Source organism: Hymenobacter pini (genome assembly GCF_020421205.1).
Lineage (GTDB): Bacteria > Bacteroidota > Bacteroidia > Cytophagales > Hymenobacteraceae > Hymenobacter > Hymenobacter pini.
Genome location: NZ_JAIZZH010000008.1, coordinates 35,842 through 53,658, shown reverse-complemented (window position 1 = coordinate 53,658; position 17,817 = coordinate 35,842). Strand labels below are relative to the sequence as shown.

Sequence of the window (17,817 nt, the reverse complement as noted above, 5' to 3'; positions counted from 1 at the left end):
CTCAAGTATATGAAACCTAAGCACAAGCTTTTGGCAGCCACGGCCGCAGCCGGATTGGTTCTGACGGTGTTGCTGCCGCCCCCGGCCCCGCTGCAGGCGCACGGCGGCGAAGACCACGGGGGCGAGGCCAAAGCCAGCACGGGCGTGGCCCTGACCGACGAGGTGCTGCTGCCCAAGGAAAGCCAGTTCCTGTTTCAGGTGCAGACCAGCCTGGCGGCGTATTCCAGCACGTACAGCCGCGCCACGCTCTACGGCACGGTATCGGCCGCGGCCGGCGGGGAAGGCCGCATCGTCGTGCCCCAGGGCGGACGCATCGTGAGCCTGTCGGCGCAGGTGGGCCAGCCGGTACGGGCCGGACAGACGCTGGCCGTTATCGAGCAAACCCTCGATGCCACCCAGCAAATAGGCCTCAGCACCGAGCGGTCCAACGCCCAGGCCGAGCTGCGCGCCGCCCAGCAGGACTATGCCCGTCTGCAGAGCATTGCCGACATCGCCGCCCGCAAGGACGTGGTGGCCGCCGAGCTGCGCCTGCGCCAGGCCCGCCAGAACGCGGCTATCTACAACGGGCAGGCCCGGCAGCGGCGCGTGCCCATCACCTCGCCGGTAAGCGGCACGGTCGACGTGTTCAACCTGGCCGTGGGCCAGCAGGTCAATCAGGGCGACGAGCTGCTGCGGGTGCTGAACCCGGGCAAGCTGCGGGTGGAAGCCCAGGTGTTTGCCCAGGACCTGGCCAAAATCACGCCCGGGGCCCAGTTCCGGGTAGAGGGCCTGCAGGGCCAGGCGGGCGTACCCGCCCGCCTGGTGGTGTTCAGCAACGTGGTCAACCCCGTGAACCAGGCCCGCCAGCTTATTCTGGAGCTCGACGTGGCCGAAGGCAGCGCCTACCGCCCCGGCCAGGCCGTGAACGTGCAGGTGGTGGGCCAGACGGGCGGGGGCAAGCCGCAGCTGGTGGTGCCCACCTCGGCCATTACCGACCTGAACGGCAAGCCGGTGGTGTTCGTGCACACCGAGCCCGAGCACTTCAAGATTCGCTACGTGCAGCCCGGCGCCGCCAACGGCGAGCAAACCGTGCTGGTGCAGGGCCAGGTCAACGAAAACGACCGGGTAGTGACCCAAGGTACCTACCAGCTCAAGTCCATCTACCTCAACCAGTAACACCAACTGCCCGCTACGGCATTTTCCCTGCCTCCGATGAACAATATAGCTGCCCTCGCGGCCCTGCCCGCCCTCCTTCTTCTCAGCGCCGCCGCAGCCCGGGCCCAGACGTCGCTGGCATCCGGCGCCGCGGCCGACGAGACGGCGGTAAAAGCGGTGCTGGCCCGGTACCAACAGGCCATTCAGCGGCTGGACACGACCGGTACCCACCGGCTGTTCACCACCGACTCGCAGGTGTTTGAGTCCGGCGGGGTGGAGGGCAGCTACCGCCACTACGCGGCGCACCACCTTGCTCCCGAGCTGGACGAGTTCAGCGCCTTCACCTTCAGCGACTACCAACCCGCAGTGCAGGTAGACGGCCGCTACGCCTTCGCCACGGAAACCTACACCTACACCATCGTGCTGAAAAAAGGCCCCCAGGACAAGCAGGCCAAGCCGCCGATTGTGCGCCGGGGGGTAGCCACGTCGGTGCTGCGCAAAAACGCCGCCGGCCAGTGGCAGATTCTCAGCACGCACACCTCGGCCCGCACGCCCCGCCCCAAGAAATAAGGCGGAACCCGCCTGGGCCAGCGGCGCGCCGACTGGCCCGCGGGCTCTACTTCCTTTTTGCGCTCCTACCTCATGCTAGATAAAATCATTCGCTTTGCCCTGCAGAACCGGCTGCTCATGCTGGCTTTTGCCGTGGGCCTGCTCATTGCCGGCACCTACACCACGCGCCAGCTACCGGTGGACGTACTGCCCGACCTGGACCGGCCCCGCGTCACGGTGTTCCTGGAGGCGCCGGGCATGGCGCCGGAAGAAGTGGAAGCCCTGGTGACTTTGCCGGTCGAAACGGCCCTGAACGGGGCCACCGGCGTGTCGGCCGTGCGCTCCAACTCGGCCATCGGCCTGGGCATGGTGTTCGTGGAGTTTGACTACGGCACCGACATCTTCACCGCCCGCCAGATTGTGAGCGAAAAGCTGCAAACCACCGGTGAGCAGCTGCCCACCGGCATCACGCCCGTGCTGGGGCCGATTTCCTCGGTCATGGGTCAGATCATGCTCGTGGGCCTGACGGGCGGCCAGCAAACCAACGCGGCCGATTTGCGCACCCTGGCCAACTACACCGTGCGCCAGCGCCTGCTGAGCATTCCCGGCGTGGCCCAGGTGATTCCCATCGGCGGCGATAACCTGCAGTACCAAGTGCTGCTCGACATGCCCCGGCTCAACGCCACGGGCATCACCGTCAACCAGGTAGAGGACGCCCTGCGCCAGTCGAACCTGAACACCACCGGCAACTTCTTTGACCGCAACGGCTCCGAGGTGCTCATCCGCAACCTGGGCCGCCTGCGCTCGGTGCAGGACATTGAGAACATCATCGTGGGCTACCGCGAGCAGTCCCCCATTCGGGTGGCCGACATTGCGAAGGTGGAGTTTGGCGCCCGCTTCAAGCGCGGCGACGGCAGCGTGAACGGCAAGCCCGCCGTGATTCTGAGCATTGAAAAGCAGCCCGGCGCGGCCACCGTGGGCCTGACCGAGGCCGTGGAGAAAGCCCTGGTGGAACTCAAGCCCTCGCTGCCCAAGGACGTGCAGGTCAACACCCGCCTGTTCAAGCAGTCCGAGTTTATTGAGTCGAGCATCACCAACGTGGAAGAAGCCCTGCGCGACGGGGCCATTCTGGTGGTCATCGTGCTGTTTGCCTTCCTGCTGAACGTGCGCACCACGTTCATCTCTCTGGTAGCCATCCCGTTGTCCTTGCTGGTGACGGCGCTGGTATTCCGCTTTGCCGGCATTTCCATCAACACCATGACCCTGGGCGGGCTGGCCATTGCCATCGGCGAGCTGGTTGACGACGCCATCGTGGACGTGGAGAACGTGTACCGGCGCCTGCGCGAAAACAGGCAGCTGCCCCGGCCCCGGCCGGTGCTTCAGGTCATTTACGCGGCCTCGTCGGAAGTGCGCAACTCCATCGTGTACGCCACCATCATCGTGGTGCTGGTGTTCTTGCCGCTGTTCGCGCTCGAAGGCATGGAAGGCCGCATTTTCGCGCCCTTGGGCATTGCCTACATCACCAGCATCGTGGCCTCGCTGTTCGTGTCGCTCACCGTGACGCCGGTGCTCTGCTACTACCTATTGCCCAAGATGAAGCAGATGGACCACGCCGAAACCGACGGCGGGCTGGTGCGCTGGCTGAAAAGGAAGGATACCCGGCTGCTCAACTGGGGCTTGACCCATCCCAAGCTGGTCTTAGCGTCTACCGGACTGCTGTTCGTGATGGCCGCGGCCATGGTGCCCTTCTTCGGCACCGAGTTTCTGCCGCCCTTCAACGAAGGCTCCCTGACGGTGAACTTCTCGGCCCCGGCCGGCACTTCGCTTGCGGAGTCCAACAAGCTGGGTACCCTGGGCGAGGAGCAGATGCTCAAGATTCCGGAAGTGGCCTACACGGCCCGCCGCACGGGCCGCGCCGAGCTGGATGAGCACGCTGAATCGGTCAACAACTCGGAAATCGAGGTGGCCTTCAAAACCGAAGAGGAATTAGAACGAGAGGGAAAAACGATGCGCAGCCGCGACGAGATTCTGGCCGACATGCGCCAGAAGCTCAGCCTCATTACCGGCGTGAACGTGAATATCGGCCAGCCCATCTCGCACCGGCTCGATCACCTACTCTCGGGCGTGCGCGCCCAGGTGGCCATCAAGGTGTTCGGCAACGATTTGCTGGAGCTGCGCCGCTACGCCAATGAAATCCGCGCGGTGGCCGCCGCCGTGCCGGGCGTGGTGGATTTGCAGGTAGAAAAGCAGGTGCAGATTCCGCAGCTGCTCATCCGCCCCCGCGACGAGGCCCTGCGCGCCTACGGCATGGAGCGCGGCGAGGTGGTGCGCGACCTGGAAACCCTGTTTCAGGGCGCGGTGGTCTCGCAGATGCTCGACGGGCAGAAGCGCTTCGACCTGGTGGTGAAGCTGCCCGAAAGCCAGCGCAACGACATCGCCGCCATTCAGCAGACGCGCATCGAAACGCCCAGCGGCGCCATGATTCCCGTCAGCCAGGTGGCCGAAGTGGTCTACGAACCCGGCCCCAACACCGTCAACCACGAAAACACTCAGCGCCGCATCACCATCTCGCTCAACGTGGCCGAGCGCGACCTGGGCTCCACGGTGAAGGAGATTCAGGCCAAGGTGAACCAGCAGGTGAAGCTGCCGGCGGGCTACTACCTGACCTACGGCGGGCAGTTCGAGAGTCAGCAGTCGGCCTCGCAGAAGATTCTCTGGCTGAGCTTGTTTTCGCTGGCCGGCATCTTCCTGGTGCTCTACTCGCACTTCAAGTCCACTTACATGGTGGGCCAGATCATGCTCAACATCCCCTTGGCGCTGATCGGCTCGGTGGTGGCGGTGCTGCTCACCGGCGGCACCTTCAGCATCGCCTCGCTGGTGGGCTTCATCACGCTCACCGGCATTGCCTCGCGCAACGGCATCATGATGATTTCGCACTACATCCACCTGGTGGAGCACGAGGGCGAGACGTTCAGCAAAAAGATGATTATCCGCGGCTCCCTGGAGCGCCTAGTGCCGGTGCTGATGACGGCGCTGGTGGCAGCCCTGGCCCTGGTGCCGCTCACGCTGGCCAAGGACGCGCCGGGCAAGGAGATTCTGTATCCGGTGGCCACCGTCATTCTGGGCGGGCTGCTGTCTTCCACCTTCCTCGACATCATCGTTACCCCGGTAGTGTTCTGGCTGGTCGGGGAGAAGGCCCTGGCGCAGTACTTCGCTTCCCACCGGGAAACGGGCCTTGACGAGCACCCGCAGGAGCTGGACGCGCAGCCGCTCACGCCGCCGGCCGACCAGAACGATTTATCCCCGGCCCTGTAGTTCCCACCCATGGCTACCACGCTCCTGTATGTCCGGCACATGGTCTGCTCGAAGTGCATCCTGGTGATGCGCGAGCTGCTCGTGGAGTTGGGTTTGGTGCCGCTGCGCGTGGAGTTGGGGGAAGTGGAGCTGCTGGGCGCCGCCGAAGCTCTGGATTGGCCCCGCCTGCAGCAGCGCCTGGAGGCGGAAGGCTTTGCCTTGCTCGACCGACTCTCCCAGCAGCAGCGCCTGGTCGCGCAGGTCAAGGAAGTGATTGCCGAGTTGCTCCGCGACGAGCCGGCCTTGCTGCGCAGCGGGCACTTCTCACGGCTGCTGAGCAAGCGCTTGCAGCGGCGCTTTGCGTACGTGAGCGACGTGTTTTCGGCCACCGAAGGGCTGAGCCTGGAGCAGTACGTGGTGCGCGAGCGGGTGGAAGCCGCGCGGCGTTTGCTGCGTGATGATTGCCTGCCCGTCGGGCGGATTGCCAACCTACTGGGCTACAGCAACCTGGGGCACCTGTCCCGGCAGTTTCAGCGGGAAACGGGGATTTCGCCCAGCGAGTACCGCCGCCAGTGCGTCTTGCAGGTTGCCGCCACCGGTTCTTCCATCCAAGAAGCGAGCGAGTGATAACGCGGCAGAAGCACGGGTATGGTCGAGCAAATTATGCAGGCCATGTGTGCTAATCGTGCACAACCACCCGGCTCCCAGCCAGTACATACGGGAAACTCATTCTTCACTACACCTCCTGTCCCATGCATACCCAACACCAAAGCCTGCTCGATGCCCTCAACGCCTGCATCGCCTCCTGCGAACACTGCGCCACGGCCTGCCTCAATGAGCAGAACGTGCAAATGATGGCTCGCTGTATTAGCCTGGACCGCGACTGCGCCGACATCTGCGCCCTGACGGCCCGCCTGCTGGCCCGCGGCTCCGAGCATGCCCAACACCTGCTGCGCGAGTGCGCGGAAATCTGCAAGGCCTGCGGCGACGAGTGCGAAAAGCACGCGGCCCACATGGAGCACTGCCGCGAGTGCGCCGAGGCCTGCCGCCGCTGCGAAGAAGCCTGCCGCCAGGCCATGAGCGTAACGGCGTAGGGAGCATCTACCCGAAACGAGCCAGCTTGTAGTGTACAGGCTGGCTTTTTTTGGGCTGTTGATGCACAGAATTGTGTAAGCTTCGCGCCCAATCGTGTAGATGGTCGGCTGAAGGTTTCGTCATCGGGGTGCGGGCTGGTGTGCAAATCATGTAAGCGCCAGGCGCAATTCTGTACCCTTGGCGGCGCACCCGGACCTAGTTTTGCGCGTTATATATCCGAAACCGGCTCGCTCGGCGGATCTAACCTTACTTCTCATGAAAACCCTTCAGTTCAAGACCAATATCAACTGCGGTGGCTGCATCAAAGCGGTTACGCCTACCCTGAACCAAGAAGCCGGTGCCGGCAACTGGCAGGTCGACACGGCCAACCCCGACAAAATCCTCACCGTCACTTCTGACAAGCTCACCGCTGAGCAAGTGGTGCAGGCCGTGGAGAATGCCGGCTTCAAGATTGAGGCCGCCTAAGCCTGTTTACTGATTGTCCTCAAAACGCCCGGCCCCGCCGGGCGTTTTTGCTTTCAAGGGCTTCCCGGCGTTCAAGGGTATGGAAATTATGTAGGCCGGGCGCTCAATAGCAACAAACATTACCCGGGGCGGGCTGCGTACAGCGAACTATGCGCCTCACCCTGCCACCCTGCCGCTTTGGTCGGCCAGCAGGAACGGGCGACACTTCACGCTTGAGAACTGCCGCGGCGCCAGCACCTTTTTGGGGCTTGGCGCTTTTGGTGGATTCCCGCTTTTCGACCCTCTGCCTGGCGTCTATGTTTTCAGATTTCCCCAACCTGCACCCGCTGGTGGTGCATTTGCCCATCGTGCTGCTCCTGCTCAGCGCCGCCCTGCAGGCGCTGCGCGTGTACAAGGACTGGCCCCCGGTCCGCTGGATTACTATAGGAGTAATGGCCGGCGGGTTTCTGGGGGCCTTGGCGGCCAGCACCGTGTTTCACGCCATGCCCCAGGGACTGGCGCCCCGGGCCGCCGCCGTGTTTGAGGCGCACGAAAAGTTTGCAGGCTACACCCTGTGGCTTTCCGGCATCACGCTGCTGCTGGCCGGTATCGGCACTTTTTTCAAGATTGAGCGGCGGGCCTACGAAGCGCTGGTGCTGGTATCGGCCGTGGCCACGGCCGGCGTGTTGTCGGTGGCCGGGCACCGCGGGGCGCAGCTCGTCTACGTCGAAGGAGTAGGGCCCCAGGGCCGCCTACTCGATAAGAACCACGGCCACGGCGGTGGGGAAGCAATGCCCGGCATGGAGATGGAGGCCGACAGCCACAGCGAACCGGAAGAAGCGGCTGCCCACAGCGCGGCGCCCGCGCCAGAACAGGGCGCCGCGTCGGCGGCCCCAAACGCAACCAACATGCCCGGCATGGACATGAGCGGCCAGCCAGCCCCCCGTAGGGGCAGCGGCACAGCTTCCAAGGGGATGGAAGGCATGGATATGTCCGGGGCCAGGCCGGCTGGTCAGGCGCGGCCTACTGCCCCGCAAGGCGAGATGCCGAACATGCCCGGTATGCGCATGCCTGCGTCGAAAAGCCCCCAGCCCATGCCCCAGGGCATGAACATGGGCCGCCCGGCCAAGCAACCGGCCATGAGCGGGATGCCGGGGATGGACAACATGGCGGGCATGCGCATGCCGCCGGCCGGCGCGAAAAAGCCAGCCAAAGCGAAAGGCGGCATGGAAGGAATGGAAGGTATGGGCAACATGGCGGATATGCCCGGTATGAAGGCTCCCGCACCCCAGCAGCCCTCACAAGCCATGCCAGCTATGGGCAACATGCCCGGGATGGAAACCGGTCAGGCCATGCCCAACGCGGGCGCGATGCCCGGCATGCGCATGCCCAGCAGCCCCCTTGACAAGTTCCGCTTTGAAGACAACAACCCCGCCCGGAACAAACCCAAGCATGACAAACCGTAGTGTAGTTATGAAATTCGTTACCCTCGTCCTGTTGTGGCTTTGCTCGCTGCCGCTGGCCGCCCAGATGCCCCAGCACCAGGCCATGCCCAAAGGCCAGGCGGCCAACGGCATCGCCACGCCCCCGCCGGACCAGGACTTGCGCGGCCACGTGGTGGCGCCCCGGGCCACGCACGTCGGCCACCGGGTGGAGTACGACCTGTACGTGGACGAGCGCAAGGTCAACTACACCGGCAAAACCCGCCTGGCCATTGCCATCAACGGGCAGATTCCGGCCCCCACGCTGCGCTTCACCGAAGGCGACACGGCCATCATCCGGGTGCACAACCAGATGAATGTGGAAACCAGCATCCACTGGCACGGGCTGCTGCTGCCCAACGACCAGGACGGGGTGCCCTACCTCAACACGGCCCCCATCCAGCCCGGCGGCACCCACACCTTTACGTTTCCGCTTATCCAGAGCGGCACGTACTGGTACCACTCCCACACCATGCTGCAGGAGCAGAACGGGCTCTACGGTTCCATCGTCATCCAGCCCCGGGAAGTCAAGTACGAGCTCAAGGAATACGTGCTGCTGCTTTCCGACTGGACCGACCACCCGCCCAAGGAAGTGCTGCGCTACCTCAAGCGGGCCGGGGAGTGGTTTGCCGTGCAGAAGGGGGCCACGCAGAGTTACGGCGAGGCCCTGGCCGCCGGCTACTTCAAGGACAAGCTCAAGCAGGAATGGGGCCGCATGCCGGCCATGGACCTGACCGACATCTACTACAACAAGTTTCTCACCAACGGCCGCGAGAAAAGTTACTACCCCGACGCCAAGCCGGGCGAAGTAGTGCGCCTGCGCGTCATCAACGGCAGCGCCTCTTCGTACTTCTACCTGCAGTACGCCGGCGGACCCATGCAGGTCATTGCCGCCGACGGTATCAACGTCGAGCCTTTCCCGGTATCCAAGCTCGAAATCGCCACGGCGGAAACCTACGACCTGCTGGTGCAAGTGCCGGCCATGGGCGCGGCCGAGCTGCGGGCCACCGCCAACGACATCACCGGCTATTCGTCCAGCTTTTTTGGCGCCGGCGAGCCGATGAAAGCGCCTGATTTGCCGCGCATCAACTACTTCCAGATGATGCGGGAAATGAACAGTATGGGCAATATGACCGGCATGGATATGGGCGGCAACGGCCAGATGGACCCCAACGGGGCCGGTATGAAGGGCATGAATATGCAAGGGGGCAGTAGAGACATGCAGGGCATGAACATGCCTGGAGGCCAGCCGCCGCAACCGCCCGCGGACCAATCCATGAAAGGCATGAACATGCAGCGTGGCACCATGCCCGCCGCCACCGCCCCCTCGCCCCAGGACCGGCCGATGAACATGCAGGAGAAGAGCGGCAAGAGCATGGGTACGATGCAGGACATGAGCGGCATGGCGGGCATGAATATGAGCGGCATGGCTGGGATGAGCATGGGCGGCGGCGGTGAATTCACCTACAACCAGCTGCGGGCCCTTAACCCGACCACGCTGGACTCGACCCGGCAGTGGCGCGACATCAAGCTCACGCTCACCGGCAACATGCTGCGCTACGTCTGGTCGTTTGACAACCAGACCCTCTCCGAAGCCGATAAAATTCCGATTCGCCGCGGCGAGAACGTGCGCATGACCTTCACCAACCTGACCATGATGCGCCACCCGCTGCACCTGCACGGGCACTTCTTCCGCCTGGTCAACGCCCAGGGCGCCTACTCGCCCATGAAGCACACCTTCGACATCCCGGCCATGGGCACCGTGACCATCGAGTTCGACGCCAACGAGTACCAGGATTGGTTTTTTCACTGCCACATCCTCTACCACATGATGGCCGGCATGGCCCGCATCATCAGCTACGACGCCAGCCCGCAAAACGAGTTTGCCCGGGGCAACTACAGTATGCTCAAGCGCGAAGACAACGCCGTGTACCCGTGGTTTGACCTCTCGGTGCACTCGCAGGGCGCTTTTCTGGAAGGCAACCTCTCCAACAACCGCAATGCGCTCGAATTCGAGGGCCGGGTGAACTACCAGGGCAACTACGAAACGGAAACCCACCTGCTGCGCTACCTCGACAAGAAGCAGTTTCTGGCCGGCTTCGTCGGCTACGATTTCCGCGACAACAAAACCCTGCGCTCGGCCAGGGATGCGGAAGGCGGCAACCGGCGCACCCCGGAAAACAACCGCAACTTCCGGCGCCAGGCCGAAGTCGGCGTCTACTACCTACTGCCCATGCTGGTGCGGGCCGAGCTGCGCACCGACCTGACCGGGCAGGTGCGTCTGCGCCTGGAGCGCCGCGACCTGCCGCTGAGCAACAACGTATTCATGGACATCAGCGCCAACACGGACCGCGAATTCACCCTCGGTTTTCGCTACTTGGTCAGCAAGTACGCTTCCCTGAGCACCAATTACGACAACCAATACGGGTGGGGGGCCGGCCTCACCTTTCACTACTAACGCGAGTGAAGCCGGCGCGTAGGGTTTTGGGGCTTGGGCGGGCTTTACTAGGTCGAAGGCGTACACCATCCCGGGCTTTGCTTACATAGTTTCCTGACGGGCAACCTTTTACCCGTATTCAGGCGATTTAGGCGGTAACTAGTAGCTGTTTGGCTTCAATCCCTCTTTCAGTCAAGCACTTACCCCGTTACATGCACATCAAGGAATTTGAGGAACTGTGCCGCCGCATGGCGGAGCAAGCGACCCAGCCAACGGATTCGGAAACAGCAACGGGCTGGCAACTGCTGGCCCGCCGCCTCGATCAGTTGTTGCCAGACAGAAAGAGTGCCGCCTACCTCCCCCAACAGTGTGTGGACCAGCCCGGCCCGCACGGCTGTCTGTCGACTCAGGATGCGGCTATTCCGGACGCCGTACCCGGGCGCTGAATCCCTCCGCTACCTAAGCTAAAGCTGCGCTACCGACGGATTTGCACCGGGCCCGTCATCTTGAATCACTTTCAGCCGTCAGCCGTCAGCCCTGCTTTCCCTCGTCTCACCCAACCTCTCGTTGTCTGTTTTCCGCCTTATCTCCTACCTCGCCGCCAGCCTGCTCCTGGTATTGGCCGGGTGCCGTTCAGGGGCCGTAGTGCCTCGGTTTTCAGCTGCCGCCGGGTACCGTCCCGCGCTGCCGGCACAGCGCTTTGATACGGTAACGGCCGTCTCTACCCAGCAGCATCCGGCCACCCCGCAGCGGCAGGTAGAGGCGGAAGTTTGGCCCAAGGTCGCGGGTACGCGGGGAGTGCGACCCGGAAAGAAGCAGGAGCGGGCGGTTGCATCGAGCAGCAGTCAGGCAACGCCTACGGCCGCGGATACCATCAGACGCCCCGTCCGGCCCATAGCGCAGCACGAGCCAAGCAAGCAACCCGCGCCAAAATTAGTAAGCGCCCAAACGCTGGTGCATTATAGCCTGCACTTTCTCTTCCCGGCCGTATTGGCGCTGGTGTTCTTTCCCTCAATGTGGCCAGGCGCGTACCTGATCATGCTGGCCACGATGCTCATGGACGTTGACCACCTGCTGGCCAAACCCATTTTTGAACCGCGGCGCTGCAGCGTGGGGTATCACCCGCTGCACTCTTTTTATGCCATCCCCGTGTATGCGCTGCTGCTCCTACTGCCCCCGCCGACGCAAATAGTGGCCATGGGCATGCTGTTCCACGTGTTCACGGATACGGTGGATTGCTTCTGGTCCTTCCGCCACTGCCAGGAGTGCTACGTCAACTCCCGCCTCTATGCCTTGCGCAACTGGTGGCGGAAGCTGCGGGGCCGTGAGACGGTCAAGTAAATGAGGACCAAAGAAGGAAGAAGTGCAGCCCTGGTTTAGCCTACTTGCACGTCTGGACCAGGGCCGTCACGCTGAGCGTGGCCGTGGCATCGGTCGTGTAGTTATCGTTGTTCACGCACACGAACAGCCGGCGCGTACCGGGCGGCAGGGTAATAGGGCGGGTTTCCTGGGGAGTATTGATAGCTGCCCGAAGGCAGGCGTTACTATTGGTGATGGTCCCCTTCGTTGCCAGAAACTGCTGGGCCGCGGCCGGGTCAGCCGTAATGTACCAGTGGCATTTGGTGCTGACCGTGGGCGGGGCATTGTTGCCCTGCTTGGTCAGGGCCGAGGCCGCCGTGCCTAGCAGAGCCGGGGCTGCCGTGCCGCCGCTGCTGGCTACGGCGGCTACCGCCAGGGCCGTCGACCAGGAAATGGGCGGCTGGCCTTCGTCCCGTACATCTAGCTTGTAGACAATGCCTACGGTCCCGTCGGGTATATCTACTTGAAAGACGTTGCGGCTGCTGTGCATGCAGTTGCTGCAGTGCAAGGTTACGTTGCTCAAGGGTAGCGCGTCATGCGCCACGGCCTGGCACTTGATTTCCCGACCATCCTCGCGCCAGCTGCGGAAGTCGGCCTGCTGCACACCGTTTAAGTACGTGCCGCGGAAGCTGACTTGGCCGTTCTCGTGCCAGCCGCAGCACAGGCCCGTGGGCTTATCGGGCGCTTCGCTGGCCAGCTTGCCTTCCCACTGCTTCTTCCACGACGGGTAGAAGTAGTCGCGCACGGTGCCGATGGTTTTCCCCGCGGCGTCGTGCCGGGCAATACGGGCATAAACTACTTCCTCCAACGTTTCAGTCCGCTCCCAGTCGCGGTCAAAGTACACCGTATCGGCAGGCGGCAAAGTAACGGCGGCCGGCTTGGGGCGCTGAGCCAATACCGATACACTTATGATAAGGAGTAAAAAAAGGAGCGAGTAGTTTTTGCTCATAGAATAGAAGCAAATTGACGAGTAGGAATGCAGCAGGTAAAAATAACGCGAAGTTTTGCCAAGCGCAGCATTCATCAGTGTCAAAGTGCTTGCAATGATGACTATCCTATTTCGCCGAAACGTAGGCTCCATAGTAGTTCACTACGGGGCTCGGATTGCCATTCTTCTCGGCACTATTAAAACTTGGATAAGGTATGATAAGGTTTACTTATCATACCTTATCCACTACCTTTGGCAAGCACCCATTTTCCGGGCATTTACTCCTTATATAATAAGCTGCCGTGAGCACTGTCCCCGTTGCCCCGCCTTCGCCCGCATCCACCGGCCTAGCACACCTGGCCGAGCAGACCGCCCGCTATGTGGAAGCCGGCCTGCAGGGCGCGCCCAACACGGCCCGGGCCTACGCTGGCGACTGGCGCCGCTTCACGGCTTGGTGCACCGAACACGGTCAAGTCACCTTGCCGGCGTCAATGGATACGCTCGCCGGGTTCGTGACGCACCTGGCCGAAGCAGGCAAGAAGGTGGCCACGATCCAGCGCCACTGCGCGGCTATCAGTAAGGCTCACGCCCTGCAGGATCTGGCCTCGCCCACGGACGACAAGAAATTCAAGGTGCTGCTCGAAGGCATCAGCCGCGTGAAGGGTACCCGCCAGAAGCAGGCCCCAGCCTTTTCGCTAGCCAGCTTCAAGCGCACTGTTAAGCACATCGACGCCTCGACCCCGGCGGGTCTGCGGGACCGGGTGATTTTGCTGCTCGGATTCACCGGCGCGTTTCGGCGCTCGGAGTTGTCCGCGCTCGATTTGGAAGACCTTACGTTTTCGGACGAAGGGCTCACCATTGACCTGAAGCGCAGCAAGACCAATCAATTGGGGGAAGCCGAAGAAAAAGCCATTTTCTACTCGCCGGACCCAGTACTCTGCCCCATCCGTACGCTGCAGGGTTGGATGCGCATGCTCGGCCGCACCGCCGGCCCGGTGCTGGTATCCCTACGCAAGGGTGGCCGGCTGACGGAGCGCCGGCTGACGGATGTGCACCTGAATAAGATTGTGCAGCGGCACCTTGGCCCGAAGTTCACCGCGCACTCCCTGCGGGCTTCGTTTGTGACGGTGGCTAAGCTCAACGGCGCCGACGACAGCGAGGTCATGAACCAGACGAAGCACAAAACGAGTTCAATGATTCGGCGTTATACCCGCCTTGACAATGTGCGGCAGCATAATGCAGCCCAGAAGCTAGGTCTGTAAGATGGTTTTCGAATAGCAGCAGTGACAACAATAAACCTTTACTTTAGCTACAAACTCCTGACTCAAAAAGTGGATTAACAGAATACTCTTTGCGGCTTACAACTATTATTACACACTTATTCATATGCCCGATTCTATACACGATTTACCGTTAGGAGACCTTAGTGGCCGCCACGCTCGCAGCGGGTTTGAATACCAAGACCATATCGGAGCAGGCTACTGCCTGCAGATGCTCAGCAATGCAGCACTGGAAGAAGTGTGGTTTGAAAGCCACGACGACATCACTCTGATGTGGCATCATGAGGGCTTCGGTTTGTGCTACGAATTCGTTCAGGTAAAATTTGTTGACAAGGTTTGGACGCTGGGCAGTTTAACTGGTCGTACCGACAAACGTCCTGAAACTTCTCTCCTGGAAAAATCTCTGGCTCTCAATAAATACGGGGAGCCATGCACTTTTCGACTCGTAACCTCTCGTGGAGCCTGCAGCGAGTTAAAATCATTGTGTTACCCCATCGGATCACCAGAACGACGTGCTGCCCAACCTGAACTGGCAGATGCGCAAACTACTATGCACGCTGCGTATGCGCGCAAACCCCAACCACCAACCGCAGAAGCCATTGCCTTTTGGTTAGCCAATTGTGTCTGGGATGAGCGGGAAAGCAGTTTGGGAGGTCTGGAGGCGGAAAATCTCATCGACTTGGAGACAATACTTGTGCAGATGGGTATCCGATTAGATTTGGAAAACCGGCGTCGGCTGTATGACTTGTTGATGCGCCAGATCAGCAAAGCATCCCATAAGCGGCCCCTCGCCACTCGATCCGTCTTTAAAATAACATCTGCCAGTTTGCAGCAGTGGCTGCGCGACACCGTTCAAAGCCTGACTAACGGCCCTGATCCAGCTGACCGGTTAGGCTCTAAGCTGCAGGAAGCAGGTATTTCTACTGCGCACATCGAAGCAGCTCGGGAACTGAAGCTGCTCTATAATGATGCCCGCCGCGATAACGACTTCTGTGAGCCGGACGATCTGAAGGCGATGGAAGCGAATATCCTTGGCAAAGTCAATATGCTGCAACTCCGGCAGTACAATCCCGCTACAGAAGAACCGCCACTAACCTTTTTTGATACGTGTCTGACCGCTGCCGTCTCACAGCTTAATCAGCGGCGCTTCGTAAATGACGATGGCGAGGTTATTATCCCTGATTGGGTAGCACAAGGCTATTTCTATGAGGTGATTGACCGTTGTCGTCTCCGCTTCCGCAACCAATCCTAGCCGCCCTATGGAACCACAGTTTCCATCACCAGGGCTGAGCAAGGGCCGGCGCGTTGCGGCCATGGAATCATTGAAGAGCATCGACTCGCTCTCACCTGGCCGTACCCTGACGGCTGACGACCTGATTGAATTTCATGCGTCGCGACTGTTGCTGCTGGTGTTGCTGTGCGGAATTCAAAGCCGACCTGAAGGCACGTACCGCATCGACGGCCTAACTAAGCTGGCAAAACTGGATTTCTTCGTGCGCTACCCTGAATTTTTCCAGCGGGCGGCTGCTCATTTCAACACTCAGGTATCAGCTGATGAGGCGGCGCCTGAATCCAAGATGATCCGCTTCCACTATGGGCCGTGGGACAAACGGTACTATCAAGTGCTACCCTATCTGGAGGCCCGCGGTTTGCTTAAAGTAGCTAAAACGGGAAACGCTTACACCTTCTCACTCACGCCCAAAGGTACCGCTATCGGGAAGCAGCTCAGCGCTGACCCTTCATTTTCAGGGCTAGCGGCCCGGATGCGCGATGTGAAACGCGTATTGGGCAACCGTTCGGGCAGCAGCCTCAAGGACCTAGTGTATTATCTATTCGACCAAGAAGTAGGAGCGCAACAGCTCAATTCTACGATTCAGCAATCATGAGCAAGACGCTACTTATCCGACAATTATCCCGCGTGGATGCTGATGGCGCTGAGGAGACGCTGCACTTTACCGAGGGCGTGAACGTAATGGTAGGCCCTTCCAATAGCGGCAAAACGGCATGGCTAGCCATGCTTGATTTCGTGTTGGGTGACCCAGGCACCGCCGACGACGGCTTCCTGCGCAAAGAGGATGCAGTCGGCCGTAAGCTAGCAACCCTGTATTCTGAACTACGGGCGGTTATTGAAATAGACGAACAGGCCTATGTGCTGGAGCGCAAGTGGAAAGAGCCTAATCTGGTGCGTAAAACCGTGGTCGACGGTGTGCCAATGAGCACCGCGGAATTTTCGGCGTTCATCCTCGAAAAGTTGCACATTCCTACCAGTCGATTCGTAAAGGGCAACCCGTACACAGAGGGCTCGGTGCTGGACATTAGCTTTCGGATGATGTTGCGGCATATCTTCCGGCAGGAGCGTTTCTGGAGCGACCTGGCCGATAGCCAGTTTCCCTACGAGCAGCACGCGGTGCTAACGCAATTCCTGGGACTAGCTGATAAGATGCTCTCGTCGGTGGATGAGAAACTTCTGGAGAAAAGACGAGAGTTATCCTCGGCCGAGATAAAGCGCAATCAGTTTCTGGCTACGTTGGACCAGATTGTGCGTAGCCTAAATTACGACGGCGGGCAAAACCTGGTGTTTGCAACTGACAACGCCGCCGCCGAGCGCATCAAGGGCTTAGAGAAGAAGGTGTCCGAGTTGCTGCAGCAACGTGCTGGCATTATTCAGGCTGCCGCCGCGGGTCTGTTGCCCGGCCAAGAGGTGACCCGCTCGGTAGAAGTGCAGCTTTCCCAGCAACGGGCCGTAGCCGTTACGCAGCTGGAACAGCTGGAGGTAGACCGGGAAAAGCACGAGCTACGCCTGCGCCGCTACGAAAACATGTTGAAGTCGGCAACGGCCGAGCTGGAGCGCCTGAACCGGGTAAAGTCTGTGGGAGGAGTTTTTGCAGATCTGCAAGTGACGCATTGTCCGGCCTGCGACCAGCCGGTTTCGGACGTGGCACCGGACCCCGATACGTGCTTTCTGTGCCATCAGACACTGCCTGATACCACGGCCAACGGAGAAGACAGCCGCCTGGATTTTGAATTGCAGCAGCTGCGCAGCGAGCAGGAAGAGCTGACGGGCGTACTGACCAAGATGCAAGCGGGCAAAGCCGAGCTGACTCAACGCTACCACGCGCTACGCACGCAGATTGACCGGTTGGATCGGGAGCTTGCCCCCATCAAGCAGAAGCTCGCGGGCCTCGTAGATGCTCGCCTGAGCGTGCTCGATCAGCAACGTGGGCGCTTACTGGAGCAGATTGAAACGTTCCGTCGAATTGCCGAGAGCATGAAGTTCAAGGAGCGTCTGGATAAGGTAATAACCACGCTCACCAGCCAAATTGCCGATTTAGAGAAAGACGTGGCCCGGCGTGGAAAGGCCAATTTCGAGCAAGCTGCCGACGACCTGGAAGCCGGCATGGCCGATTACATCAATGCCATTGCCAAGGACAACCGTAACCGCTGGAACCTAACGGGACGCATCAACCTCAACATCAGCGAGAAGGGGTTTGATTTTAATATTGGCCGTACCAAATGGTCTTCCATCGGCGGTACCACTAAGCTCTATTTTCTCTTTGCTTACCACTACGGGTTGCTGAGCCTCACGGGCAAAAAAGACTACCATTACCCGGGCCTGCTCATCATGGATTTTCCGGCTACCTTGCCGGACGGCGAACAGCTCAAAGGAGCAGAAAACTACCTGGTTCAACCATTCATCGATCTGTGCAACGCCTCACCAGTTCCGTTGCAGGTGATTGTAGCTGGCCAATCTTTTGAAGGGCTTACGGATTGTCACGTTATCCCGCTTACGGCCTACGAAGTCTGATTACCACTATT

15 protein-coding genes are annotated in these 17,817 nt (G+C 60.9%); 14 read left to right on the top strand and 1 reads right to left on the bottom strand.

Annotated elements, in window-relative coordinates; all coding sequences use genetic code 11:
• Nucleotides 1–9 precede the first annotated feature (9 nt).
• From LF252_RS22110 to LF252_RS22065, 10 genes are all read left to right on the top strand, one after another.
• Entirely contained in the window at nt 10–1,155 is a 1,146-nt protein-coding gene (locus LF252_RS22110; protein WP_226271775.1) for an efflux RND transporter periplasmic adaptor subunit, read from the top strand.
• A gap of 36 nt (nt 1,156–1,191) precedes the next feature.
• Complete coding sequence (locus LF252_RS22105; protein ID WP_226271774.1) at nt 1,192–1,704, top strand: YybH family protein; 513 nt, start codon at nt 1,192–1,194, stop codon at nt 1,702–1,704.
• Between the two features lie 72 nt (nt 1,705–1,776).
• Nucleotides 1,777–4,998: an efflux RND transporter permease subunit gene (locus LF252_RS22100; RefSeq protein WP_226271773.1), complete on the top strand. Its 3,222-nt coding sequence runs from the start codon at nt 1,777–1,779 to the stop codon at nt 4,996–4,998.
• A gap of 9 nt (nt 4,999–5,007) precedes the next feature.
• Nucleotides 5,008–5,604, top strand: coding sequence for a helix-turn-helix transcriptional regulator (locus LF252_RS22095; protein WP_226271772.1), 597 nt, complete (start codon nt 5,008–5,010; stop codon nt 5,602–5,604).
• 125 nt (nt 5,605–5,729) lie between these two features.
• Nucleotides 5,730–6,071: a four-helix bundle copper-binding protein gene (locus LF252_RS22090; RefSeq protein ID WP_226271771.1), complete on the top strand. Its 342-nt coding sequence runs from the start codon at nt 5,730–5,732 to the stop codon at nt 6,069–6,071.
• Between the two features lie 256 nt (nt 6,072–6,327).
• On the top strand, nt 6,328–6,537 hold the full coding sequence (locus tag LF252_RS22085; protein WP_226271770.1) for a heavy-metal-associated domain-containing protein: 210 nt from the start codon (nt 6,328–6,330) through the stop codon (nt 6,535–6,537).
• Between the two features lie 296 nt (nt 6,538–6,833).
• Entirely contained in the window at nt 6,834–7,982 is a 1,149-nt protein-coding gene (locus tag LF252_RS22080; protein ID WP_226271769.1) for a DUF2231 domain-containing protein, read from the top strand.
• Nucleotides 7,983–7,989: 7 nt separating this feature from the next.
• Nucleotides 7,990–10,455, top strand: a complete 2,466-nt coding sequence (locus LF252_RS22075; RefSeq protein ID WP_226271768.1) for a multicopper oxidase domain-containing protein — start codon at nt 7,990–7,992, stop codon at nt 10,453–10,455.
• A 191-nt stretch (nt 10,456–10,646) separates the two neighbouring features.
• The gene (locus tag LF252_RS22070; protein ID WP_226271767.1) at nt 10,647–10,880 is read left to right on the top strand and encodes a hypothetical protein; all 234 of its coding nucleotides are present in this window, start codon (nt 10,647–10,649) and stop codon (nt 10,878–10,880) included.
• Nucleotides 10,881–11,079: 199 nt separating this feature from the next.
• Nucleotides 11,080–11,775 carry a DUF6122 family protein gene (locus tag LF252_RS22065; protein ID WP_317197880.1) on the top strand — a complete coding sequence of 232 codons (696 nt, stop codon included), beginning with the start codon at nt 11,080–11,082 and terminating at the stop codon, nt 11,773–11,775.
• Between the two features lie 40 nt (nt 11,776–11,815).
• Here LF252_RS22065 and LF252_RS22060 read toward each other — a convergent pair whose 3' ends face one another.
• On the bottom strand, nt 11,816–12,742 hold the full coding sequence (locus tag LF252_RS22060) for a toxin-antitoxin system YwqK family antitoxin (RefSeq protein WP_226271766.1): 927 nt from the start codon (nt 12,740–12,742) through the stop codon (nt 11,816–11,818).
• Between the two features lie 281 nt (nt 12,743–13,023).
• Here LF252_RS22060 and LF252_RS22055 point away from each other — a divergent pair, with 281 nt between their 5' ends.
• From LF252_RS22055 to LF252_RS22040, 4 genes are all read left to right on the top strand, one after another.
• A complete protein-coding gene (locus tag LF252_RS22055; protein WP_226271765.1) occupies nt 13,024–13,983 on the top strand; it encodes a tyrosine-type recombinase/integrase in 960 nt (319 codons plus the stop codon).
• 124 nt (nt 13,984–14,107) lie between these two features.
• Complete coding sequence (locus LF252_RS22050) at nt 14,108–15,253, top strand: dsDNA nuclease domain-containing protein (protein WP_226271764.1); 1,146 nt, start codon at nt 14,108–14,110, stop codon at nt 15,251–15,253.
• 7 nt (nt 15,254–15,260) lie between these two features.
• Nucleotides 15,261–15,887 carry a hypothetical protein gene (locus LF252_RS22045; RefSeq protein WP_226271763.1) on the top strand — a complete coding sequence of 209 codons (627 nt, stop codon included), beginning with the start codon at nt 15,261–15,263 and terminating at the stop codon, nt 15,885–15,887.
• The gene (locus tag LF252_RS22040; protein WP_226271762.1) at nt 15,884–17,806 is read left to right on the top strand and encodes a coiled-coil domain-containing protein; all 1,923 of its coding nucleotides are present in this window, start codon (nt 15,884–15,886) and stop codon (nt 17,804–17,806) included. The genes LF252_RS22045 and LF252_RS22040 overlap by 4 nt, the downstream gene beginning before the upstream one ends.
• The last annotated feature ends 11 nt before the right edge of the window (nt 17,807–17,817 follow it).